The sequence below is a fragment of the Variovorax sp. Soil_C_19 genome, from assembly GCF_057657255.1.
In genome coordinates this window covers 577,145-600,273 of record NZ_JBDGIV010000002.1, presented here as the reverse complement: position 1 = coordinate 600,273, position 23,129 = coordinate 577,145, and the positions used below count along the sequence as shown (strand labels likewise).

The 23,129-nt window shown below is 69.8% G+C and carries 21 protein-coding genes; 8 read left to right on the top strand and 13 right to left on the bottom strand.

Going from position 1 to position 23,129, the window contains the following annotated elements; genetic code table 11:
- Positions 1–45: 45 nt before the first annotated feature.
- Complete coding sequence (locus tag AC3A6R_RS07300) at positions 46–543, bottom strand: hypothetical protein (RefSeq protein WP_487864130.1); 498 nt, start codon at positions 541–543, stop codon at positions 46–48.
- A gap of 53 nt (positions 544–596) precedes the next feature.
- Between AC3A6R_RS07300 and xdhC the strand changes: the two genes are divergently transcribed.
- The 4 genes from xdhC to AC3A6R_RS07280 all read left to right on the top strand — a co-directional run bounded on the left by xdhC (position 597) and on the right by AC3A6R_RS07280 (position 5,850).
- Complete coding sequence (xdhC, locus tag AC3A6R_RS07295; protein ID WP_487858375.1) at positions 597–1,403, top strand: xanthine dehydrogenase accessory protein XdhC; 807 nt, start codon at positions 597–599, stop codon at positions 1,401–1,403.
- Between the two features lie 221 nt (positions 1,404–1,624).
- Entirely contained in the window at positions 1,625–2,833 is a 1,209-nt protein-coding gene (locus AC3A6R_RS07290; protein ID WP_487858374.1) for a urate hydroxylase PuuD, read from the top strand.
- Positions 2,834–2,911: 78 nt separating this feature from the next.
- A complete protein-coding gene (locus tag AC3A6R_RS07285) occupies positions 2,912–4,246 on the top strand; it encodes a glycerate kinase type-2 family protein (protein WP_487858373.1) in 1,335 nt (444 codons plus the stop codon).
- 161 nt (positions 4,247–4,407) lie between these two features.
- Entirely contained in the window at positions 4,408–5,850 is a 1,443-nt protein-coding gene (locus AC3A6R_RS07280; RefSeq protein WP_487858372.1) for an NAD-dependent succinate-semialdehyde dehydrogenase, read from the top strand.
- An 84-nt stretch (positions 5,851–5,934) separates the two neighbouring features.
- Here the strand turns inward: AC3A6R_RS07280 and AC3A6R_RS07275 are convergent, their stop codons facing one another.
- The 7 genes from AC3A6R_RS07275 to AC3A6R_RS07245 form a co-directional block, all read right to left on the bottom strand.
- Complete coding sequence (locus tag AC3A6R_RS07275) at positions 5,935–6,183, bottom strand: hypothetical protein (RefSeq protein WP_487864129.1); 249 nt, start codon at positions 6,181–6,183, stop codon at positions 5,935–5,937.
- A 313-nt stretch (positions 6,184–6,496) separates the two neighbouring features.
- Positions 6,497–6,709 carry a hypothetical protein gene (locus AC3A6R_RS07270; RefSeq protein ID WP_487864128.1) on the bottom strand — a complete coding sequence of 71 codons (213 nt, stop codon included), beginning with the start codon at positions 6,707–6,709 and terminating at the stop codon, positions 6,497–6,499.
- Positions 6,710–6,718: 9 nt separating this feature from the next.
- Positions 6,719–7,168: an acyl-CoA thioesterase gene (locus AC3A6R_RS07265; protein WP_487858369.1), complete on the bottom strand. Its 450-nt coding sequence runs from the start codon at positions 7,166–7,168 to the stop codon at positions 6,719–6,721.
- Positions 7,165–8,343: an alpha-hydroxy acid oxidase gene (locus AC3A6R_RS07260; protein WP_487864127.1), complete on the bottom strand. Its 1,179-nt coding sequence runs from the start codon at positions 8,341–8,343 to the stop codon at positions 7,165–7,167. Before AC3A6R_RS07260 ends, AC3A6R_RS07265 begins: the two co-directional genes overlap by 4 nt.
- Positions 8,343–9,326, bottom strand: coding sequence for a Bug family tripartite tricarboxylate transporter substrate binding protein (locus tag AC3A6R_RS07255; protein WP_487858367.1), 984 nt, complete (start codon positions 9,324–9,326; stop codon positions 8,343–8,345). Before AC3A6R_RS07255 ends, AC3A6R_RS07260 begins: the two co-directional genes overlap by 1 nt.
- Before the next feature lie 23 nt (positions 9,327–9,349).
- Positions 9,350–10,960 carry an indolepyruvate oxidoreductase subunit beta family protein gene (locus tag AC3A6R_RS07250; protein WP_487864126.1) on the bottom strand — a complete coding sequence of 537 codons (1,611 nt, stop codon included), beginning with the start codon at positions 10,958–10,960 and terminating at the stop codon, positions 9,350–9,352.
- A gap of 11 nt (positions 10,961–10,971) precedes the next feature.
- Complete coding sequence (locus AC3A6R_RS07245) at positions 10,972–13,131, bottom strand: thiamine pyrophosphate-dependent enzyme (protein ID WP_487864125.1); 2,160 nt, start codon at positions 13,129–13,131, stop codon at positions 10,972–10,974.
- Positions 13,132–13,258: 127 nt separating this feature from the next.
- On the opposite strand from AC3A6R_RS07245, the gene AC3A6R_RS07240 reads away from it, so the two are divergent.
- Entirely contained in the window at positions 13,259–14,164 is a 906-nt protein-coding gene (locus tag AC3A6R_RS07240; protein ID WP_487858364.1) for a LysR family transcriptional regulator, read from the top strand.
- Positions 14,165–14,174: 10 nt separating this feature from the next.
- On the opposite strand, the gene AC3A6R_RS07235 is transcribed toward AC3A6R_RS07240, so the two are convergent.
- Positions 14,175–14,915, bottom strand: a complete 741-nt coding sequence (locus tag AC3A6R_RS07235; RefSeq protein WP_487864124.1) for a FadR/GntR family transcriptional regulator — start codon at positions 14,913–14,915, stop codon at positions 14,175–14,177.
- Between the two features lie 121 nt (positions 14,916–15,036).
- Between AC3A6R_RS07235 and AC3A6R_RS07230 the strand changes: the two genes are divergently transcribed.
- From AC3A6R_RS07230 to AC3A6R_RS07220, 3 genes are read left to right on the top strand one after another with little or no spacing between them, the layout of a single operon-like run.
- Positions 15,037–16,032 (top strand): Bug family tripartite tricarboxylate transporter substrate binding protein, encoded by a 996-nt coding sequence (locus AC3A6R_RS07230; RefSeq protein WP_487858362.1) that lies wholly within the window; start codon positions 15,037–15,039, stop codon positions 16,030–16,032.
- A gap of 23 nt (positions 16,033–16,055) precedes the next feature.
- On the top strand, positions 16,056–16,874 hold the full coding sequence (locus AC3A6R_RS07225; protein ID WP_487864145.1) for an HpcH/HpaI aldolase family protein: 819 nt from the start codon (positions 16,056–16,058) through the stop codon (positions 16,872–16,874).
- A 16-nt stretch (positions 16,875–16,890) separates the two neighbouring features.
- On the top strand, positions 16,891–18,669 hold the full coding sequence (locus tag AC3A6R_RS07220; protein WP_487864123.1) for an IlvD/Edd family dehydratase: 1,779 nt from the start codon (positions 16,891–16,893) through the stop codon (positions 18,667–18,669).
- A gap of 111 nt (positions 18,670–18,780) precedes the next feature.
- Here the strand turns inward: AC3A6R_RS07220 and AC3A6R_RS07215 are convergent, their stop codons facing one another.
- From AC3A6R_RS07215 to AC3A6R_RS07200, 4 genes are all read right to left on the bottom strand, one after another.
- On the bottom strand, positions 18,781–19,833 hold the full coding sequence (locus AC3A6R_RS07215) for a tagatose 1,6-diphosphate aldolase (RefSeq protein WP_487864122.1): 1,053 nt from the start codon (positions 19,831–19,833) through the stop codon (positions 18,781–18,783).
- An 8-nt stretch (positions 19,834–19,841) separates the two neighbouring features.
- Positions 19,842–20,768 carry a PfkB family carbohydrate kinase gene (locus AC3A6R_RS07210; RefSeq protein WP_487864121.1) on the bottom strand — a complete coding sequence of 309 codons (927 nt, stop codon included), beginning with the start codon at positions 20,766–20,768 and terminating at the stop codon, positions 19,842–19,844.
- Between the two features lie 300 nt (positions 20,769–21,068).
- Positions 21,069–22,133: an ABC transporter ATP-binding protein gene (locus AC3A6R_RS07205; protein ID WP_487858358.1), complete on the bottom strand. Its 1,065-nt coding sequence runs from the start codon at positions 22,131–22,133 to the stop codon at positions 21,069–21,071.
- A gap of 13 nt (positions 22,134–22,146) precedes the next feature.
- Complete coding sequence (locus AC3A6R_RS07200; protein ID WP_487864120.1) at positions 22,147–23,121, bottom strand: alcohol dehydrogenase catalytic domain-containing protein; 975 nt, start codon at positions 23,119–23,121, stop codon at positions 22,147–22,149.
- Positions 23,122–23,129: the final 8 nt, after the last annotated feature.

Sequence of the window (23,129 nt, the reverse complement as noted above, 5' to 3'; positions counted from 1 at the left end):
CCCACCCCAACCCTCCCTCGGAAGGGTAGGGAGCAAGGCCCGCAGCTACTGCGCGAGCTGGCCTTCGGTCAAAGTGTCGAGTTGGAAGCGCCCGCTCTTGTCCCACAGCCAGGTGTCGGTCCAGGTCACCGCGCCCAGTCGCGTGGCGGCCGGGAAGGGCGCGGCCTGGAGCACGGCGCGCTCGATCTCGGTGATGACCTCGGGTGCATGCTTCGGCGCGCGCAGCCAGTGCATCGAAACCACCTTGCCGCCGGCATCGAGGTTCACCTGCAGCGTGCCGACCGCATACAGCAGCGGCGGCAACTGGCCGCCGTAGACGCGCGAACGGTTGATCTCGTAGATGTGGCGCGCGGCGTCGCGGCGGTAGTCGCGCGCGCTCGATGCGCCCGATGCGCGTGGCGCGGGGCCGCCAGCGCTGCGCTCGGCGGTGGCGCTGCTCAACTGGCCAGGCACCGATCCGGTGGTGCCGCATCCGGCCAGCCAAAGGGCGCAAAGGGACGAGGCGAGCAGGGCAAGGCGGCGCGGCGTAAGCTGAAGATTCATCGCCGGGGTTATACCGTGACTCCCGCGGTGCCTCGCAACCGAAGGTATTTGCCATGAGCGGTACGCTCGATCCCCTGCTGGCCCGTCTTGAGCGCGAGGACGCGGTGCTCGTGCGGGTCGAATCGACGCAAGGCTCGGCGCCGCGCGAGGCCGGCACCTGGATGGCGGTCTGGGCCGACGCGATCGCGGGCACCATCGGCGGCGGGCAGCTCGAGTTCCAGGCGATCCAGGCCGCGCGCGACATGCTGGCCGGCGGGCCTTCGATCGACGGCATCCGGCGCTATCCGCTCGGCCCGAGCCTGGGGCAGTGCTGCGGCGGCGTGATGTTCCTGTCGTACCGCCGCATCACGGCGGCCGACGCGCCGGCCCTGCAGCGCGAACTCGTGGCGCAGATGCATCCGGTGGCGCTGTTCGGCGGCGGCCACGTGGGCGCCGCGCTCGCGCGGCTGCTCGCAGGCCTGCCGTTCCGGGTGCGCTGGATCGACAGCCGCGACGGCGTGTTTCCCGAGGCGCTGCCCGCGCAGGTCGAGACCGAGCATTCCGACCCGGTGCAGGATGCGGTGGCCGGGCTCGCGCCGGACAGCCGCGTGCTGATCATGAGTTTCAGCCATGCCGAGGACCTCGACATCGTGATCGCCTGCCTCAAGCGCCTGCGCGAGCGCGGCGACCTGCCCTATGTCGGGCTGATCGGCAGCAAGACGAAATGGGCCACGTTTCGCCACCGGCTCGAGGCGCGCGGCTTCGGACCCGACGAACTCGCGCGCATCACCTGCCCGATCGGCGTGCCCGGCATCACCGGCAAGGAGCCCGAGGTGATCGCGGTGGCGGTGGCGGCACAGTTGTTGCAATCGCTCGGATGAACAGGGTTTTCCCGGCAGCGGGGCCCTCAAAAAATCGACCCGCCATCCGTCAAAACTGTATACACTTTCGGTCCACAAGTCCCCGCCGCAGCGGAGCGAGGCCCATCCGGAGCCTGCGTTCGCGGCACTTTCTCTGCTTACAGCGCCCGCAGTGGTGAGCAGGCTGAAGAAGAAACCCGTGCCCGGCGTGCCCCCGCGCCGAACGGGCTGAGAGAGCACCCATGGAAAGCTACTACCTCGACTGGGCCAACCTGCTGCTGCGCTGGGTCCACGTCATCACGGCCATCGCCTGGATCGGCGCGTCGTTCTACTTCGTGATGCTGGACAACAGCCTCGAGAAGCCGCAGGACGCCGAATCGCTCGACAAGGGCGTGGGCGGCGAGCAATGGGCCGTGCACGGCGGCGGCTTCTACAACATGCAGAAGTACGCGCTGGCGCCGAAGAAGCTGCCGGACCACCTGCACTGGTCGTACTGGGAGAGCTACAGCACGTGGATCACGGGCTTCGCGCTCTTCACCATGTCGTACCTCTGGAACGCCAGCACCTACCTGATCGACAAGTCGAAGATGGACTGGCAGCCCGGCGCGGCCATCGGCGTGGCGCTGGCCTTCTTCGTCGTGTTCTGGATGGTCTACGACGGCATCTGCCAGGTCTTCGGCCGCCGCAAGAACGGCGACACCATCGTGGGCGTGCTGATCGCGCTGTTCATCGTGTTCGCGACCTGGCTCGCCTGCCAGTGGTTCGCGGGCCGCGCGGCCTTCCTGCTGGTGGGCGCGATGATGGCCACCACGATGAGCGGCAACGTGTTCTTCTGGATCATCCCGGGCCAGCGCAAGAACGTGCAGGCGCTGCGCGAAGGCCGGCCGGTCGACCCGGTGCACGGCCAGCGCGGCAAGCAGCGCAGCGTGCACAACACCTACTTCACGCTGCCGGTGCTGTTCGCGATGCTGAGCAACCACTACAGCTTCACCTACACGCACGAGCACAACTGGATCGTGCTGCTGCTCATCATGCTGGGCGGCGCGGCGATCCGGCAGTTCTTCGTGGTGCGCCACCGCTTCAAGCTCGGCAATGCGCGCAACCCGCTGCCCTATGCGCTGATCGGCATCGTGGTGCTCGGCCTCACGATCGTGTGGATGAAGCCCAAGCCCGCGGCGGCTCCTGCCGCGGGCGCGGCCGCTGCGCCGGCCGTGGCGTTCCAGGACGTGCAGAAGGTGCTCGAGCAGCGCTGCTACATGTGCCACGGCGCCGGCGTGCAGATGAAGAACGTGCGCGTCGACACGCCCGACCAGGTGGCCGCGCATGCGCAGGCGATCTACCAGCAGGTGACGGTCACGAAGATCATGCCGATGAACAACGCCACCGGCATGACCGACGAGGAGCGCGCGCTGATCGGCCGCTGGTTCCAGGCCGGCGCCAAAACCAAGTAAGCAGAAAAACGGCGACCGCGGTCAAGAGCCCGGTTCGTGGTTCGCCGCACAATCGCAGGCAGGAGACACAAGCCAAGCATGACCGCATCGACCCTGCCTGCCGCCCCCGATCCGCGCCAAGAACCGCGCGCCTTTCTTGAACATCTTTATCGCGTGGCCGTCGACCGCGCGCTGCCGCTGTCCACGCTCGGCGCGCACCTGCCGAAGCCGCCCAAGGGCCGAACGCTGGTGCTCGGCGCGGGCAAGGCCGGCGCCTCGATGGTGCAGGCGCTCGAGGCGCTGTGGCCGGCCGATGCGCCGCTCGCGGGCCTGGTCGTCACGCGCTATGGCCACATTCCGCCGCGCCCCGAAGGCGTGCCCGAGCGCATCGAGATCGTCGAGGCCGCGCACCCCGTGCCCGATGCGGCCGGGCAGCAGGCCGCGGCGCGCATCCTCGCGCTCGCCGAAGGGCTCACGGCCGACGACCTGGTGTTGTGCCTGATCTCGGGTGGCGGTTCGTCGCTGCTGGTGCTGCCGGCCGAGGGCCTCACGCTCGAGGACAAGCAGCGCATCAACAAGCAGCTGCTCGACAGCGGCGCGCACATCGGCGAGATGAACTGCGTGCGCAAGCACCTGTCGCGCATCAAGGGCGGGCGGCTGGCCGCGGCCTGCGCGCCGGCGCGCGTCGTCACGCTCACGATCAGCGACGTGCCCGGCGACGATCCGGCCGTGATCGCGAGCGGCCCCACCGTGCCCGACGCCACCACCTGCGCCGAGGCGCTGGCGATCCTCGACCGCTACCGCATCGAGGTGCCGCCGCCCGTGCGCGCACAGCTCGAAAGCGGCGAACTCGAGACGCCGAAGCCGGGCGACACGGTGTTCGCGGGCCACGAGGTCCACATGATCGCCACGCCGCAACAGTCGCTCGAAGCGGCCGCCGCGGCCGCGCGCGCGGCCGGCATCGAGGCCCACATCCTCAGCGACGAAATCGAGGGCGAATCGCGCGAGGTCGGCAAGGTGCATGCGGCACTGGCGCGCGCCGTGGCGCACCGCGGCCAGCCGTTCGCCCGGCCCTGCGTGCTGCTCTCGGGCGGCGAGACCACGGTCACGGTGCGTGCGCGCCAGCCCGGCCAGGCCAAGGGCCGCGGTGGGCGCGCGGGCGAACTCTGCATGGGGCTGGCCGGCGCGCTCATGGGCCAGCAACAGGTCTGGGCGCTGGCGGCCGACACCGACGGCATCGACGGCGTGGAGGACAACGCCGGCGCCTTCGTCACGCCCGACACGCTGGCGCGCGCAGCGGCGGCCGGCCGCAAGCTGTCGGACCACCTCGACCGCAACGACGCCTACGGCTTCTTCGACGCCATCGGCGACCTGTTCGTCACCGGGCCGACGAACACCAACGTGAACGACTTCCGGGCGCTGCTCATTCTTTAAGCAGTGCGACCGCGCGGCCGGCGAGGTCGGCGAACTCGGGTTAATCTACGCCCTGGCGGTGCATTGCCACCGCCGCCGCTGGCGCACCACGATGGTGCCGCATCGCGTATCCAGATTCATCCCCCGTTTTCAATCATCCCGTCCCGAAGGAATAGCTCGTCATGACCTCCACCTACACCGACACCCGCCTGCTGATCGACAACGAATGGGTCGATGCCACCGGCGGCAAGACGCTGGACGTCGTGAACCCTGCCACCGGCAAGGCCATCGGCAAGGTGGCGCATGCCAGCATCGCCGACCTCGACCGCGCACTGGCTGCTGCACAGCGCGGCTTCGAAGCCTGGCGCAGCACGCCGGCCCACGAGCGCGCCGCCGTCATGCGCCGCGCCGCCGGCCTGATTCGCGAGCGCGCCGGCGACATCGCCAAGCTGTTGACGCAGGAGCAGGGCAAGCCGCTCGCCGAAGCCAAGGGCGAGACCCTGGCCGCGGCCGACATCATCGAATGGTTCGCCGACGAAGGCCGCCGCGTCTACGGCCGCATCGTGCCCTCGCGCAACCTGGCCGCGCAGCAGCTCGTGATCAAGGAGCCGCTGGGCCCGGTCGCCGCGTTCACGCCGTGGAACTTCCCGATCAACCAGGTGGTGCGCAAGCTCGGCGCCGCGCTGGCCACCGGCTGCTCGTTCCTCGTGAAGGCACCCGAGGAAACCCCGGCCTCGCCCGCCGAACTGCTGCGCGCCTTCGTCGACGCCGGCATTCCGCCCGGCACCGTGGGCCTGGTGTTCGGCAACCCGGCCGAGATCTCGAACTACCTGATCGCGCACCCGATCATCCGCAAGGTCACCTTCACCGGCTCCACCCCGGTCGGCAAGCAGCTCGCCGCGCTGGCGGGCTCGCACATGAAGCGCGTGACGATGGAGCTGGGCGGCCATGCCCCCGTGATCGTGGCCGAGGACGCCGACGTGGCCCTGGCCGTCAAGGCCGCCGGTGCCGCCAAGTTCCGCAACGCGGGCCAGGTCTGCATCTCGCCTACGCGCTTCCTGGTGCACAACAGCGTGCGCGAGGAATTCGCCAAGGCCATGGTCAAGCATGCCGAGGGCCTGAAGCTCGGCGACGGCCTCGCCGAGGGCACCACGCTCGGCCCGCTCGCCAACGCACGCCGCCTCACTGCCATGGCCCACGTGCTCGAAGATGCGCGCAAGAAGGGCGCCACCGTGGCGACCGGCGGCGAACGCGTCGGCGACTCGGGCAACTTCTTCGCCCCCACGGTGCTGACCGACGTGCCGCTCGATGCCGACGTGTTCAATAACGAACCCTTCGGCCCGATCGCGGCGATCCGCGGCTTCGACACGCTCGACGAAGCCATCGCCGAAGCCAACCGCCTGCCGTTCGGCCTGGCCGGCTACGCCTTCACCAAGTCGATCAAGAACGCGCACCTGCTGAGCCAGAAGCTCGAGCTCGGCATGCTCTGGATCAACCAGCCGGCCACCCCGTCGCCCGAAATGCCGTTCGGCGGCGTGAAGGATTCGGGCTATGGCTCGGAAGGCGGCCCCGAGGCACTCGAGGCCTATCTCAACACCAAGGCGGTGTCGATCCTCGGCGTCTGAGACGCCGGCGCGGCATCCGTGCCGCGCTGAAAAAAAAGCGGCACCGCTGTAACGCGGTGCCGCTTTTTTTATGGCATCTGGCACTCAGCGCTCGGAAGGCCCAGGCGAAGCATCGACCAGGCGCAGGTAGCTGCGGATGCGCCGCGTGGTCCACAGCGCGGCGGCCTGGTCCAGCGCGCCGCCCGCGGAGGGCGCCTCGCTGCCGGGAGGGGGCGCGGCACGACCTGGCGCACGCAGCTCTGCCGCCTGCACGTGCGGCCGCACCTGCTGCACGGCTTGTTGTTGCTGCTGCTCTTGTTGCTGCTGCAACGGACGACGGTAAAACTGACGCATGACAAGGCTCCTTCGCGAAGAGGGAAACCTCGTGGCATGACCACGCAAGCTGACTTGAAACGTCAGCGACGAGAACGGGCGAAATCGGGGGGGAGCCGCTTGCCATGAAAGGCAAGGGGCGCGCTGCGGGCACACAGGCTGCAGCGCGGGAGAAGCCTGCGCTAGAGAGCCGGGTGTGTCACGCCTGCCGAGGCACGCGTCTTGTCACTGATCCAACTGGCACTGTCCACGCACGAGGCTCCGAAGTGAAGATTTCACAATTGTTGCATTGCATCATGGGTGCGTCAACCCGAAGACCGGACATGAACGAAGGTCAGTCGCGCGTGCACTCGAACCGCACGCCCTGCTCGGCCTGCGCCCTGCCGAGCCATTTCGGCGTGGCGTTTCGCGCGCGGCAGTAGTCGTCGGCCTGCACATACGTCATGGCGCGCAAGACCCCGTCGCCAAGCGGCACCACTTCGTTGGGGGCCGCGCAACCGGCGGCGGCGAGCAATGCGAGCGGAAGGAGAAGAATGCGCCAGGTCATCCGGCCATTCTAAGCAGCCGGGGTGCCGGGCGCCTCGCACAGCGCCCGGATCTGCGGCGGGATCGGCACCGCGCGAATGCCGCCACCCTCGCGCTTCGCCGCAAAGATGCGCACTTCCTCGCACTCGAGGATCAGGTCGTCGCCGCGCGTCACGCGGTAGGCCTGCACGAAGCTCTTCTCGCGCCATTCGGTCACGCGCACCGCCACCTGCAGCGTGTCGCCGTAGCTCGCGGCCTTGACGAAGCGCGTGTGCGTGTCGACCAGCGGCGTGCCGATCACGCCGAGCGTCTTGGCGGTGTCTTCCCAGCGCGGCACGCCGCATTCGGCAAAGAAATGGCGCGACGCCGCATCGATCCAGCGGAAGAAGTTGGGAAACCAGACGATGCCGGCGGGGTCGCAGTCGCCGAATTCGACGCGCACGGTGTAGACGATGGAGGGTGCGTTGCTGCTTGTTGTCATGCGGTCATTTTCGTTGGGAGCAAACGGGGCGCTGGCTCGGGCCTGTCGACGTGCCGCAGGCCGAGTTCGGCCACGCAGGCGGTGCCCACGAGGGTCATGGTCCGCTCGGTTTCCGCCGCGAGCAGCTGCAGCACGGCGCGCGCACCGTCTTCGCCGCCGCTCGCAAGGCCGAACAGCGGCGCCCGGCCCACCAGCGCCGCGCGCGCACCGAGCGCGAGCGCCTTCACCACGTCGCTGCCGCGCCGGATGCCGCCGTCCACCAGCACCGGGATGCGTCCGCCCACGGCGTCGAGGATGGCGGGCAGCGCGCCGATGCTGGCCGGGGCCGCATCGAGCTGGCGCCCGCCGTGGTTCGACACCACGATGCCGTCCGCGCCGTGTTGCAGCGCCCGCCGCGCATCCGCGACACCCAGCAGGCCCTTGACCAGCAGCGGCCCGTCCCAGAGGCTGCGCAGCCAGCCGAGGCTTTCCCAGGTGAGGCCGCGGTCCATCGTGCGCGAGAGCAGCGCGGCCTGGGCCTGGGCGTCGACCGGCGTGTCGCCGTCGGGCAGCAGGTTGACGAACTGCGGCGTGCCGCCGCGCGCCTGCCGCAGCAGCCACGCGGGGTGCAGCGCCATGTCGGCGAGCGTGCGCGGCGTCAGGCGCATCGGCACGCGGAAGCCGTGGCGCAGGTCGCGCTCGCGCAGCCCGCCCACCGGCACGTCGACAGTGAGCACCAGTGCCTCGAAACCGGCCGCGCGGGCACGCCGAACCACGCGCTCGGCGATCGCGCGCTCGCCCATCACGTAGAGCTGCATCCAGAGCATGGCGTCGGGTGCGGCCGCGCGCACGTCCTCGATGCGGGTGTTCGACGCGGTCGAGAGGATGAAGGGCACGCCCGCGGCCTGCGCGGCGCGCGCCATCAGCGCATCCGCGCGCGGGCGCACCAGCCCCGCAAGGCCGATCGGCGCAACCGCGAAGGGCGCCTGCCATCGGCGCTCGAAGAGTTCGATGCCGATGTCCATCGCGCGGGTGTCGCGCAGGCATTCGGGCACCAGCGGCAGCGCCGCGAGCGCGTCGAGGTTGCGCTGCATGCAGCGTTCGTCTTCCGCGCCGCCGTCGACATAGTCGAACACCAGGCGCGGCAGCACCCGGCGCGCGCGGCGCCGGTGGTCGTCCACATTGAGCAGCGACATCAGTCGGAGACGATCTTCCGCTCGCGGATCACTGCGCCGAAGCGCTCGGAATCGGCCGCGGCGCGTTGCTGGAACGCGGCCGGCGAACCGGGCAGCGCCTCGCCGCCGAGCGCCGCGATGCGCTCCTGCACGGCCGGCATCGCCAGCGTGCGGTTGATCTGCGTGTTGAGCAGCGCCACCACCTCGGGCGGCGTGCCGGCCGGCGCGTAGAAACCGAACACGGTGTCCGCGTCGAAGCCGCGCAGGCCGGCCTCGTCGAGCGTGGGCACCTGCGGGAAGAGCGCCGAGCGCTTGGGGCTGCCCACGGCGAGCAGCCGGAGCTTGCCCGCGCGCACCTGCCCGAGCGCGATGCCGGGGTCGAAGACATAGTCGATCTGCCCGGCCAGCAGGTCCTGCAGCGCCGGTGCGGCGCCGCGGTAGGGCACGTGCAGCGCGAATACGCCCGCCTGGCTCTTGAACATCTCGCCCGCGAGGTGCGGCGAGCTGCCGTTGCCGGGCGACCCGTACGACAGCTTGCCGGGGTTGGCTTTCAGGTGCGCGATGAACTGCGCCACGTCCGTCGGCGGCAACGAGGGCCGCGCGACCAGGAACACCAGCACGCGCGCGGCCGCGGCCACCGGCGTCAGGTCCTTCGCCGGGTCGAAGCTCATGCGCTGGTAGATGTGCGGGTTCACCGACACCATGCCGCCCGAGCTCATGAGCAGCGTGTAGCCGTCGGCCGGCGCGCGCGCGACCACCTCGCCGCCGAGGTTGCCGTTGGCGCCCGCGCGGTTCTCGATCACCACGGGCTGCTTCAACAGCTCCTGCAGCGGCTGCGAGACGGCTCGCGCGATCTGGTCGGCCGCACCGCCGGCCGGGAAGTTGACGATCACCTTGATCGGCTTGGCCGGCCAGTCGGCGGCATGGGCCGGCGCCAACAGCGCGGCGGCGGCGAGCCACGGCAGGCCAAGGCGCCGCAGCAGGGGAGTGGGGTTGATGAACATCGTGTGTCTCCTTTTTTTTGGAATCAAACCTTGAGCGTCGGCGGGCGCTTCATCCAGCGGATGGGCTGCGCCTGCACCGGCCGCGGCGCCGCGCCATGGCGCACCAGCGCCGCGTCGAGCGCCTTGCCGCCCTCGTCCGCGAGCGCCGCTTCACGGGCCGCGGCAATGGCCTCGGCGCGGGCCGCAGCGGGCAGGCCCGGGCGGCCCGCGAGTTCGTCGATCACGTGCAGCAGGTTGTGCTTGCCGCGTTCGTTGGTGCTGCCGTAGCCCTTGATGAGCCGGCCGCACAGTGCCAGCTCGCGCCCGAGCGTCCAGCCCTCGCGCGTGCCGCGTTCCACGGCCGCGAGCCAGCGCTCGATCAGCGCCTGCTCCTCGGCGAAGCGGCTGCCGCGGCGGCGCAGCCACTTGAGCGAGGACAAGAGGCGCAGCGACGACATGCCGAGCACCGAGTGGCTGCCGACCTTGAGCGGCATCGACCACGGTTCGCGCCCTCGCGCCTGCCGCTTCCGGTCCCACGCCGCCACGCGGCGCGCGAGCGCGGGCGGCAGCAGCGCCGCGAACTCGGCCGAGCCGGGCTTGAAGTGGTCGTAGACCTTCAGGATGTCGTCGCTGCCCGCACGCACCTCGGCGCGCACGCGCTCGGCGCGGCTCGCGCGGCCCTTGAGCGCCGCGACCCGAACGATGTCGTCGAAGGCCATCCACAGCGCGAGCCAGCGCGCGACCTCGCGCGTGATCGCGAAGCCCTGCGCGCCCGACGGATCGGCCGCGCGTTCGGCATCGAGCAGCTTCGCGAGCCGGTCGGCGTAGAGCGCTGCGTAGGCGGCGTCCTGGTAGTCGCACACGCGCGCATGGCCGAGCGCGAGCATGTCGTGCACCGCGGGCGGAAAGCGCTGCGCGAGGTCGGCCGGCAGCGCGCGTGCCGGCGGTGGCGCCTCGCTGCCCTCGGCGGCGAGCACGCTGCTCACGAACGCAGCCTGCGCACGCGGCGCATGCACGGCGCCGAAGGCGGCAGCGAATCCGCGCAGGCTGGCGGCGGCCATCCTGCCGAGCTTCTCGGGTGCGCTGCCCCCGCGCACCACGTGCTCGTAGGCCTCGCGCGGAAACGGGAACAGTCCGCTGCCCGCGACGGCGCCGAGCATCACCGCGCTGACCACGGTGCCGGCTTCGCGCGCGATGGCGTTCATGTCGAACACATGGTGCTCGCGGCTGAAGGCCTTGACCACGTCGACCAGGCGCTCGGCGTCGGCGCGGCCGTCGCCGGGCACCATGCGCTCGGCCGTGGTGAGGATGCGCGCCGACGAGCTGATGACCAGCGTGCGCAGCGGCGCGCTCATGCCGTTGCCGATCTGGCGCGCGGTCTCGAGCAGTTCCGAGGAGACGATCGCATCGAGCGCGCCCGGCACCGGGCTCAGGCTGAACACCGGGCGCCGCCCGCCGAGCTGCGCGAGCGGCACGGGAAAGACCTCGATGTAGTAGGTGGTGGCACCGGTGCGCTGCGCGACGCCGGGAATCGAGGTGCTCTGCGCCGCGTAGCCCGCGTGGCGCGCGGTCTCGACCAGCCATTCGGTCAGCACGCCGCCGCCTTCGCCGCCGAGGGCGCAGACGAGCAGGGTGATGGGTTGTGCGTTGTTCATCGTCATGTCCTTCAGGCCGGTTGCAGCGCGCGCACCAAGGCACCGCGCACGCCGTGCAGCAGCCGCTCGTGCCACTTCGGGTTTTGCACCACCTCGGCGCGGTAGAAGCTCGGGCACAGCGTGGCTGCATGGGCGTTCTCGCCGCACAGGCCGCAGCCCACGCAGCCGTCGATCACCGTGGCCACCGGGTCGACCTTGAGCGGATCGGGGTTGTCCTTCAGCGTGAGCGTTGGGCAGCCCGACAGGCGGATGCAGGCGTGGTCGCCGTTGCACACGTCCTCGTCCACGCCGTACTTCACGCGCACCACCCGCTCGCCTTTCTTGAGCAAGCTCGCGATCCAGGGCTTGATGCGCCGCTGGCGCTCGAGCTGGCACTCGCCCTCGGCGATCACCACCTTCAGGCCGTTGAAGTCGCTCGTGAGCGCATCGGTCAGCGTCTTGCGCATGCGCTCCACGTCGTAGGTGGTGACGGTGCGCAGCCACTGCACGCCCAGGCCCTTGAGCGTGGACTCGATGGTCTGATTCTTGTCGACCAGGCTCTGCTGCTTGTCGACCGCGCGTTCCTTCATCTCGTCGTCGGGCGTGGAGATGATGTCCTGCGTGCCGGTGGCCGAGGTGTAGCCGTTCTTGAAGATGACGAGCACCGCGTCGTCGCCGTTGAACAGTGCGCTCTGCACGCCCGTGAGCAGGCCGTTGTGCCAGAAGCCGCCGTCGCCCATGATCGACAGCGTGCGCCGGTTCATCATCGGCGCCACGCCGGCGCGGCTCGCGAGGCTCATGCCGTAGCCGAGGATCGAATGCCCCATCGAGAACGGCTCGAAGGTGCCGAACGCATGGCAGCCGATGTCGGCCGCGATGTGCACCGGCCCCGTCTCCTGCTGCGCGAGCTTGAGGGCCGAGAACACCGGCCGCTCGGGGCAGCCCACGCAGAAGCTCGGCGGCCGCGCGGGCAGCGCCACCTCGAGCTGGCGCGCCACGGCCTCGCGGCGCTCGCGGTTGCCGGCCAGCCAGGCCTCGGCCGACGAAGCGACGTCGCTGGTGCCGAGGTACCGGGCCGCAAAGGTGCCAATGCCGCCCGACAGCACCTCGACGCCGTACTCGCCCGCCGCGGGCAGCATGTCCTTGCCGTGCAGCGGCGTCTGGATGTCCCGCCGGCGCAGCAGCGTCGCGATGTCCTGCTCGATGTACTCGGGCTGGCCTTCCTCGACCACCAGCACCGCGCGCTTGCCGACGCAGAAGTCGGCCACCTGCTCGGGCACCAGCGGATAGGTCACGTTGAGCACCAGGATCGGGATGTCCGTCTCGCCGAAGGCATCGGCCAGCCCCTGCTGCTGAAGGCTGCGCACCAGCGCGTTGTAGAGCCCGCCCTGCACCACGATGCCGAGGTCGGCATGGCGCCGGCCCGGCATCAGCTCGTTCAGGCCGCGCTCGACGATCTGCCGGCGCGCGGCCGGGATGCGTTCGTCGCCCTTGAGCTTCTCGTGGCGGAAGGTCACGGGCGGGTGCGCGAGGCGCATGTAGTCGAAGCCCGCGGGCTCGCTCATCAATGCGCGCGTCGAAATGGCGGGCGCAACGTTGTCCTTGCAGTCGAAGCTGCCGCGCACATGGCAGGTGCGGATGCGCAACTCCATGAGGCAGGGCATGTTCGAGGCCTCGGATAGAAGGAAGCCCTCTTCGACCATCCGCACCATCACGCCGAGGTCGGGCCGCGGGTCGAGCAGGCACATGCTCGACTTGAGCGCATAGGCGTGCGTGCGCTCCTGGATCACGCTGGCGCCTTCGCCGTAGTCCTCGCCCACCACGACCAGCACGCCGCCCGTGACGCCCGGCGACGAGAGGTTGGACAGCGCATCGGCCGCCACGTTGGTGCCGACGATCGACTTCCACGTCACCGCGCCGCGCAGCGGATAGTGGATCGACGCGCCGAGCATCGCGGCGGCCGAGGCCTCGTTTGAGCAGGCCTCGACGTGGACGCCGAGCTCTTCCATGTAGTCCTTGCCCTGCACCATCACGTCAAGCAGGTGCGACACGGGCGCGCCCTGGTAGCCGCCGACATAGGAAACGCCCGACTGCAGCAGGCCCTTGGTGATCGCGAGGATGCCCTCGCCGTGGAAGGTGTCGCCGGCGCCCAGGCGCAGCAGCTGCACTTCCTTGCTGAATGAAACTTCCAAGTGAATGACTCCGTGGGGTTGTCTGGCTTGTTCTGATCTCCGCCGGTGGCTTCGCGCGGCAGGCGCCAGTGTGCAAAGACACTGGCATCTCTTCAATAAAATGAGACAGCTAAGTAATATGCATGCCATGCATATTGAATCGATGGACCTGAACCTGCTGCGGCTGTTCGACGCGGTGTACCGCGCGCGCAGCGTGAGCCGCGCAGCCGAAGCGCTGGGCCTCACGCAGCCGGCCGCGAGCCACGGCCTCGGGCGCCTGCGCCTGCTGCTGAAGGACGCGCTCTTCACGCGGGCGCCGGGCGGCGTGGCGCCGACGCCGCGCGCCGACCGGCTGGCGGCGGCAGTGCAGGCCGCGCTCGGCACCCTCGAGGAAGCGCTCAGCGAACCCGACCGCTTCGAGCCGGCGGCCTCGCGAAAGTTGTTTCGCATCCACATGAGCGACATCGGCGAAGGCCGTTTCCTGCCCGCGCTGATGGCACGCCTGGGCGAACTGGCGCCCGGCGTGCGGCTGGAGACGCTGCCGCTTGCACTGGGCGAGATCGCGCCCGCGCTCGACAGCGGCCGCATCGACTTCGCCTTCGGTTTTCTGCCCAAGGTGCGCGACACCCAGCGCAGGCACCTGCTCAAGGACCGCTACATCGTGCTGCTTCGCAAGGGCCATCCGTTCGCGCGCGGGCGGCGCAGCAGCCAGGCGCTGATCGAGGCGCTGCAGACGCTCGAGTACGTGGCGGTGCGCACGCATGCCGAGACGCTGCGCATCCTGCAGCTGCTCAACCTCGAAGAGCGCGTGCGGCTCACCACCGAGCACTTCATGGTGCTGCCGGCGATCGTGCGCGCCACCGATCTGGCCGTGGTGATGCCGCGCAACATCGCGCGCGGCTTTGCGGAGGAGGGCGGCTACGCCATCGTCGAGCCGGCCTTTCCGCTGCGCGACTTCACGGTCTCGCTGCACTGGAGCCGGCGCTTCGAGGCCGATCCGGCGAACCGGTGGCTGCGCGAGGTCATCACGGGGCTGTTCACCGAAGGCAGCTGAGGCGCCGCGGTCAGCCGGGCGGTTTCGCGCCGCCGCGCTCGATGTTCGATTCGGTGATGCCGAGCAGCTCCTCCATCGCCCGCCGCGCCTGGGCAGGCTTGCGCGCCCAGATGGCCTCGAGCACTGCGCGGTGCAGCGGCAGGCTCTTGCGCGGCGCGCCGGGCTGGCGCGTCGAGAGCTCGAACGAGATGCGCAGCGCCGCTTCGATGGTGGCGCCGAACGCGACGAGGAACGGGTTGCCCGTGGCGTTCAAGATCGCGCGGTGGAATTCGAGGTCGGGGCCGGCGTAGGCGACGGCATCCATGCCGGCCGCGTCCATGCCGCGGTAGGCGCGCTCGATCGCGGCGATCGCGGCATCGGGCGCCGAGGCTGCCGCGAGCTCGCAGGCCGCGGGCTCGACGATGCGGCGCAGCTGCATCAGGTGCTGCGCCATCTGCACGCGGTCCTGGCCCGACCAGGTCCAGCGCAGCACGTCCTCGTCGAGCATGTTCCATTGGGTGCGGGGCAGCACGCGCGTGCCGGCCTTCTGGCGCGAAGCGACGAGCCCCTTGGCCTTGAGCCGCGTCAGCGCCTCGCGCACCGACGTGCGCGCCACGCCGAGCGCGTCGGCCAGTTCCAGCTCGGTCGGCAGCGGCGAGCCGTCGTCCCATTCGCCCGCGATCACGCGGCGCGCGAGCGCCTCGGTCACCGCCAACGGGCCGCGCTTGGTCGAGGCGGGCGGGGTTATTTCAGGGTTTTTCAAGTCGGACATATTTATTGTTGCATTGAGCCTATCTGAGTGAACAGCGCGAAAAAGCAAGGGTTTTCCAGAAGATATTTGGATTTATATGTCTGTCATATTCGCCAGAACACCCGAACCAGGAGACACCTCGATGAAATCCGTACTGCGACGCGCCGCACTCACCTTCGCAACGGCCGCATTGGCCGCCGTTCCCGCACTGGCGCAGGCCCAGCCCGCGGCAGCCACCTATCCGCAAAAGCCTGTCGTGCTCGTGGTGCCGCAGCCGCCGGGCGGCGCGGCCGACCAGTTCGCGCGCCCCTTCGCTCAGCTGCTGTCCCAGCGGCTGGGTCAGCCGGTGGTGGTCGACAACCGGCCCGGCGCCAACGGCAACATCGCGGCCGCGTACGTTGCGCGCAACCAGCCGGCCGACGGCTACACGGTCTTCTTCGGCTCGGTCAGCACGCTGGCCGTGAACCCGCACCTCTACAAGTCCACCGGCTTCGATCCGCTGAAGGACTTCCAGCCGATCACGCTGACCAACCAGACGCCCAACGTGCTGGTGGTGGGCGCGGGCACCCCGTACAAGACCGTGGCCGACGTGGTCGCTGCCGCGAAGAAGGAACCCGGCGCGCTGAGCTTCGGCTCGGCGGGCAACGGCAACACGATGCACCTCACGGGCCTGCAGTTCGAAGCCGCCACCGGCACCCAGCTGATCCACGTGCCGTACAAGGGCGGCCCGGCCGCGCTCAACGACGTGATGGGCGGGCAGATCCCGATGATGTTCCACAACCTCTCGGCCGTGCTGGCGCAGGAGAAGGGCGGCCGCGTGCGCGTGCTGGCCGTGGCCGACACGCAGCGCTCGAAGCTGCTGCCGAACGTGCCGACCATGGCCGAGGCCGGCGCGCCCGGCGTGGTGCAGCTCGCCTGGAGCGGCATGCTCGTGCGTGCGGGCACGCCCGCGCCGGTGGTCGAGCGACTGCACAAGGAGATGCTCGATATCCTCAAGGACCCGGCATTCCGCAAGCCGCTTGAGGCGCAGGGCTTCGATATGCTGTCGTCGACGCCGCAGGGCTTCACGGACCGGCTGAAGGCCGACTACGCCAGGATGGGCGAAGTCATCAAGGCCGGCAAGGTGCAGATCGATTGAATGTCTCCCTCCCCACCATCAACATGCCCGCACGCAACACCTTCAAGCACGCCCTCGCGGCGAAGATCCCGCAGATCGGCATCTGGTCGACGCTGCCTGACCCGTACATCTCCGAGCTGCTCGCGGGCGCCGGCTTCGACTGGATGCTGCTCGACGCCGAGCACACGCCCGGCGACCCGACCACGATGCTGCGCCAGCTGCAGGCGGTGCAGGCCGAGCGCGACCGGCCCACCAGCGCCGTGGTGCGCCCGCCGTGGAACGACCCGGTGCTGATCAAGCAATACCTCGACATCGGCGCGCAGACGCTGCTGCTGCCTTTCGTGCAGACGCGCGAGGAGGCCGAGGCGGCCGTGGCCGCCACGCGTTATCCGCCGCACGGCATCCGCGGCATGGGCGGCACGGTGCGCGCCTCGCGCTTCGGCCGCGACACCAAGTACGTGGCCGAGGCCTCGAACGAGATCTGCGTGCTGGTGCAGGTGGAAACCGCCGAGGCGCTCGAGCAGCTCGAAGCGATCGCCAACGTCGACGGCATCGACGGCGTCTTCATCGGCCCCGGCGACCTGTCGGCCAGCATGGGCGTGGCGGGCCAGGTCAACCATCCCACGGTGCGCGCCGCGATCGACAAGGCCGTCGCGCGCATCCTGGCTTGCGGCAAGGCGCCCGGCATCCTCATGAACGACGAGCCGCGCGCGCAGGAACTGCTCGACCTCGGCGCGCTGTTCGTGGCCGTGGCCAACGACCAGCTGCTGCTGCGCAAGACCACCGACGAGGTGGCCGCGCGCTTCCGCCAGCGTGGTGCGCCGCCTGCACCTTCCGCGCCGCCCGCCCCCGCGACCTACTGAAAAGAAACCCACCCGCATGTCCACCGAGAGCGCCCGCCCCCCGAAGAAGCACAACAAGACCATCGACGAACTGCGCAGCCAGCGTTGGTTCGCGAGCGACGACATCCGCGGCTTCGCGCACCGTCAGCGCATGCAGCAACAGGGCCTCGCGCGCGAGGCGTTCATGGGCCGCCCCGTGATCGGCATCATCAACACCTGGAGCGATCTCTCGCCCTGCCATGCGCATTTTCGCGAGCGCGCCGAGGCCGTGAAGCGCGGCGTGCTGCAGGCCGGGGGCTATCCGCTCGAACTGCCGGCGCTGAGCCTCGGCGAGGTGATGGTCAAGCCCACCACCATGATCTACCGCAACCTGCTGGCGATCGAATGCGAGGAGCTGCTGCGCAGCCTGCCGATCGACGGCGCCGTGCTCATGGGCGGCTGCGACAAGACCACGCCCGCGCTCATCATGGGCGCGCTGTCGATGGACATCCCGGCCATCTACATGCCCGCCGGCCCGATGCTCAACGACCGCTACAAGGGCCAGGCCGTGGGCGCGGGCACGCACACCAAGAAGTTCTGGGCCGAGCGCACCATCGGCAACGTGGGCGAGGCCGAGTGGATCCAGCTCGAATCGCACATGACGCGCACGCCCGGCACCTGCAACACCATGGGCACGGCCAGCACCATGACGGCCATCGCCGAGGCCATGGGCTTTTCGCTGCCGGGCGCGATGAGCATTCCGGCGGTCGATTCGGCGCACAGCCGCATGGCGTGGCGCACGGGCGAGCGCATCGTCTCCATGGTGTGGGAAGACTGGAAGCCCTCGCGCTTCGTCACCAAGGCATCGTTCCTGAACGCCGTGGCCGCCTACATGGCGCTCGGCGGCTCGACCAACGCCGCGGTGCACCTGCCGGCCATGGCGGGGCGCGCGGGGCTCGTGCTCACCATCGACGAGCTCGACGCGATCGCGCGGCGCGTGCCGGTCATCGCCAACCTGTATCCCTCGGGCGAGAAGCTGATGGAAGACTTCCATTACGCGGGCGGCCTGCCGGCGGTGCTGAACAAGATCGCAGCGCACCTCGACCTGTCGGCGCGCACCGTCACCGGCCGCACGCTCGGCGAGGACATCGCAGGCCGCGTGGGCGAGGACGACGGCACCATCCTCGACCCGGCCACGCCCCTCAAGCAGGGCACGCCCGAATGCCCGGAAGCGGGTATTGCACTGGCCGTGCTGCGCGGCAACCTGTGCCCCGACGGCGCGGTCATCAAGCCCTCGGCCGCCACACCTGAACTGCTGCGCCACACCGGGCGCGCGCTGGTGTTCGACTCGAATGCAGAGATGCTCGCGGCCATGGCCGACGAGAACCTCGACTGCGACGCCTCGACCGTGCTGGTGCTGCGCAACGGCGGCCCGGTGGGCGGCCCCGGCATGCCCGAGTGGGGCAACCTGCCGATCCCGAAGAAGCTGCTGCGCGAGGGCGTGCGCGACATGCTGCGCATTTCCGATTCGCGCATGAGCGGCACGCACTACGGCACCTGCGTGCTGCACGTGTCGCCCGAATCGGCCGTCGGCGGGCCGCTGGCGCTGCTGAAGACCGGCGACACGGTGCAGCTCGACATCGGTGCGCGCAGCCTCGACATGCTCGTGAGCGACGAAGAACTGGCCGCACGCCGCGCCGCCTGGCAGCCACCGGCGCCGGCCTATGCGCGCGGCTACACGAAGATCTTCCAGCACGAGGTGACGCAGGCGCACCTCGGTTGTGATTTCGCGAGCCTGGCAGGCAACGCTGCGACGCCAGAGCCGCAAATTTACTGACGCCCCCCGAAGCGCCTTCGGCGCCTCCCCCCACTGGGGGGCGCACCCAGCGGCCCGGCCAAGCCGGTTCCGCGGGTGCCCACGGCTGAGCCTGTGGTTACCTGAAGGGCTTCAGGCGTAGGAAGAGCAGAGTTCGCCTTCGGCCTTCATCGCGTCGAAGGCGCTGTAGTCGGCCTGCCAGGCATTGCCTTCGCGCAGCGTGAGCGCTTCGAGGTCGGCCAGCGTGGCCGCGCCGTCCTTCTTCAGTTGTTCGGCGCACTTGTCCAGATTCGGAAAGTTCTGCAGCGCCTGCCACCACACCGCACGCCCGGCCAGGAAGCCGTGCGCGCCAGCGGCGTAGGCGTATTCCATCACGCGCAAAAACTGCTGCGAGGTCACGCCGGCCGAGAGCATCACCCACGGAATGTTCGCTCCCTTGCAGATCGCGCCCATCTGGTCGAACCAGCCTTGCGCAGCGGTGTGCGCGGCGCCGCCGTCGCGTGCGGGCAGCGTGGCGCCGGGCAGCGGGCTTTCGAGCTTGAACAGATCGACGCCGTACTCGGGCTTGGCGAACTCGCGCACGCTCTCGATGACGAGCTCGGGCATCTTCTCGGGCGACTCGATGTAGTCCACCGTGTGGCGCTCGCTCTTGGGGAACGGATAGACCAGAAGCTCGAGCACGAGCGGGATGTCCCACTGGCGGCACTCTTCACCGATCTTGCGCACGTAGTCCTTCTGGTGCGCGAGCACGTCGGGCTCGGCATCGGGGCGGTACCAGGCCAGCACCTTCACGCCGTCGCCGCCGGCGCGCTTGATCTTCTCGACGCTCCAGTCGTCGATGGAGTGCGACAGGCGGCCGCCGGGCGTGTCGCGGAAGCGATGGTCCTCGAGCGTCACCACGAGGCCCGTGTGCGCGGGCAGCTTCTGCAGCGCGGCGGGAAAGGCGTAGTTGGGGTCGAACAGCATCGCGCTGGCATGCGTGCCGAGCGTGTCGACGAGCGTGCGCTTGACGGCGACCATGTCGGCAAAGCTGACGTCGGCGGGCGCAATGCCGCGCTTTGCGCCGATCAGCTGCGCGATGGGCGGGCGCTGGTCGAGCGCGACCATGGTGAAGTGGCCCTGGGGCGTGGCCATGCGGCGCAGGCCCCAGTTCTTGCCGAGGTGGAGGGGGGGCTTCGTTGTCATGAGAGGGTTCACTCCTGAATGGAATCGACGAGGGACATCGCGGTGGCGAAATCGGGCACCCCGGCGCGTCCGCCGGGTCGTGTGCACTTGAGGGCCGCCACCGCGGCGGAAAACTGGAAGGCGCGGCGCACGGGCCAGCCAGCGCCGATGGCGAACGCGAACGCGCCATGGAACACGTCGCCGGCACCGGTGGTGTCGACGGCCTGCACTTCGAAAGCCGGCAGGGCATGCAGGCCACCGGCATCGGCCCAGCGCAACCCGTGCTCGCCGAGCGTGACGGCCGCGAGGCGGCAGCCGCGCGAGAGCGCGAAGTTCAGCTGGTCGTCGATGGTGCGCGCACCCGCGGCATAGCCGGCGAGGCCGGGCTCGGAAAAAACGGCATGGTCGGTGTGCGGCAGCAGCATGTCGAACACGGCGGCTTCGGCCACGTCACCGTCGAGCACGGTGGGCAGCGCGTGCTGGCGCGCGGCGCCGAAGAGCGCCAGCGCGCCTTCGGGCCAGCGCGGGTCGGCGAGCACGGCGTCCGTGTCGGCCAGCGCGTCGAGCGGCAGCCAGGTCGGATCGGCCGGCAGGTCGGCGCCGCGAAAATTGACGATCATGCGTTCGCCGCGCGCATCGACGACGATGCCCGAGACCGACGAGCGGCCGCCCGCGAACAGACGGAAGCGCGAGACGTCGACGCCCAAAGCGGTGAGCTGCGCCTTCATTTCATGGCCTGCGCTGTCTTCGCCCGCGCGGCCCCAGAACTGCACGGACGCGCCGAGCTTGGCCGCGGCAGCGGCCGCATTGGCCGCCATGCCGCCGCCGCCTTCGCGCAGGTCGTTGGCGCGCGTCTTGCCGCCGCCGTGGGGCAGCGTGTCGACCTGCCAGGTGACGTCGAGTGCGGAGAGGCCCAGGCAGACGATGCGAGGGGTTGGGTGTTGGCTTGTGTTCATTGCGAAGTCGAGTTTTTGCCTGGGGCGCGTGCACAGGCCACCGGGTACTCCCCTCCGCGAATGTCCCCCGGCCTGCGGCCTCCTCCTTTATTTCGCTGCGGGGAGCACCCGATACCCTGCGCACGCCAAGCGCAGCGCTTGTGCGGGCGGTGCGAGCGCTCTGCGTCCCGAGCACGCCGATGGGGTGCCTTGCGCAGCGAAATAAAGGGGGAGGGCGAAGCCCGGAGGACATTCGCGGAGCAAGGTACCCCGTCGGCGTAATCGCACCCCGAAGAGTGCCCAAAACAAAGACGTCCCATCTCAACCACGCAGCACGGCCCCATCGTTCTTGTCGAACAGATGGCACTTGTCCATGTCGAAGTCCAGTGTGACCGTGTCCTTCGGCCGCACCTGCAGCTCGGGCGCCACGCGCGCCACATGCCGCGTGCCGGCGCGGTCGAAGTACACCAGCGTGTCCGAGCCCAGCGGCTCCACCACGCTCACCTGCACGCGCAGGCCCGGTGCGTCGGGCGGTAGCACCCGCATGTGCTCGGGGCGCACGCCCAGCACCGCCGCGCCGGCCACGCCGCCGCAGCGTGGCGGCATGGCGAACAGCGTGCCGTCGTCCATGCGCACGTTGGTGCCTTCCGCGGTCACGTCGAAGAAGTTCATCGTCGGCGAGCCGATGAAGCCCGCCACGAACTGGTTCGCGGGCGACTTGTAGACCTCTTCGGGCGTGCCGAACTGCTGCACCACGCCGGCCTTCAGCACCACGATCCGGTCGGCCATGGTCATGGCCTCGACCTGGTCGTGCGTGACGAAGATCATCGTCGTCTTGAGCTGCTGCGACAGCGCCTTGATCTCGGTGCGCACCTCGCCGCGCAGCTTGGCGTCGAGGTTCGACAACGGCTCGTCGAACAGGAACACCTTCGGGTTGCGCACCATCGCGCGGCCCATGGCCACGCGCTGGCGCTGGCCGCCCGACAGCGCCTTGGGCTTGCGGTCGAGGTAGGGCTCGATGCGCAGCATGCCGGCGGCGCGGTCGACGCGGCGCGCGATCTCGTCCTTGGGCGTGTTGCGCATCTCCAGGCCGAAGCCCATGTTGTCGCGCACCGTCATGTGCGGATAGAGCGCGTAGTCCTGAAACACCATCGCGATGTCGCGCTGCGCCGGCGGCATGTCGTTCACGCGCGTGTCGCCGATGAAGAGATCGCCGCCGTCGATGGGCTCCAGGCCCGCGATGATGCGCAGCAGCGTCGACTTGCCGCAGCCCGAGGGGCCGACGAAGACCACGAACTCCTCGTCGCGGATCTCGAGGTCGAGCGAGGGGATCACGGCCACGTCGCCGAAGCGCTTGACCAGGCCGTTGATTCGAATGGAAGCCATGCGTCTTGATCCTTCAGGCGAACGCCAGCAATGGCTTGACCAGCTCGCCGGCCACGAAGCGGCCGAACATCTCGGGCAGCTGGTCGATGCCGAACTGCGCATCGACCAGCTTGCGGTAGCGTGCCTTCTCGGCGCGCAGCAGCTCGACGTTGAGCGCGAAGTCGCTCTTCGGAAAGTAGAAGGTGCGCACCATGTAGAAGTCCTTGCGACGGATCGCCTTGTTCTCCTGCACCGGCCAGGGCTTGTCGCTCTCGCCGATGAGGATGAGCACGCCGCGCGGCAGCACGATCTCCATGCCCAGGCTGCGCGCGGCATGCGCCCCGCTGCATTCGACGATGAGCTTGAAGCGCTTGCTCGCATCGCCCACGGGGTGCCGCTTGGCGCCGAAGGATTCGGCCAGCTGCAGCCGCTCTTCCTTCAGGTCGGACACGTACACGTCGGTGTAGCCGATGTTCTGCAGCGCGATCAGCGCGCCGATGCCGACCGGGCCCGCGCCCGTCACCAGCACCGCGCCGGTGGTCTCGGGCGGCACCAGCGGCTTGACGAAGCGGATGCCGTGCGCGGCCGTGCCGATGGTGTCGAGCAGCAGCGGGGCGAGTTCGTCCTCGATGTCGTCTGGCACCGGCAGCAGGCACTGCTCGGGCACCGTGAGGTACTCGGCGTAGCCGCCGGGGCGGTTCCAGCCGACCAGCACCGATTCGTTCAGGCACATCTGCGTGTCGCCCGCGCGGCAGGCGTCGCAGTGGCCGCAGTGCACCGGGATGTAGACCAGGCAGCGCCGGCCGTCGAGCGCATGGCCCGGCTGCTGCACCACGCCGAAGATCTCGTGGCCGGGCGTGAAGCTCGCGCCGTTGAACCACAGCTTGGTGTCGGAGCCGCAGAGCGCGGTGCGGCGCACGCGCAGCAGCACCTCGCCGGGGCCCGCGACGGGCATCGGAGCCTCGCCGATGGTGATGTTCTTGTCGCCGTGAAAAGTGGCAGCTTGCATGGGATGTC